At 64.9% G+C, this 205-nt stretch carries 1 pseudogene; it reads left to right on the top strand.

From position 1 onward, the window contains the following. Positions 1-205 (top strand): annotated as a pseudogene (locus tag JMJ56_RS36360) (IS481 family transposase); the annotation flags it as partial.

The following is a 205-nucleotide window of genomic DNA, read 5'->3' as shown; positions in this document are numbered from 1 at the left end:
GCCATCGACCGCACCTCGAAGTTTGCCTTTGTCGAACTGCACGAGAAGGCCACGCGCCGTATCGCGGCCAACTTCCTCCGGGCGCTCGCCGCGGCGGTTCCATACACGATCCACACCGTGCTCACCGACAACGGCACGCACTTCACCGAGCCCACCGGCGATGGCTGGACGCCTCAGGACATCAAGCAGATGCTGGCCAGCAAGC

Source organism: Belnapia arida, from assembly GCF_016773205.1.
GTDB classification, from domain to species: domain Bacteria; phylum Pseudomonadota; class Alphaproteobacteria; order Acetobacterales; family Acetobacteraceae; genus Belnapia; species Belnapia arida.
This window is presented reverse-complemented; position numbering and strand designations above follow the sequence as displayed.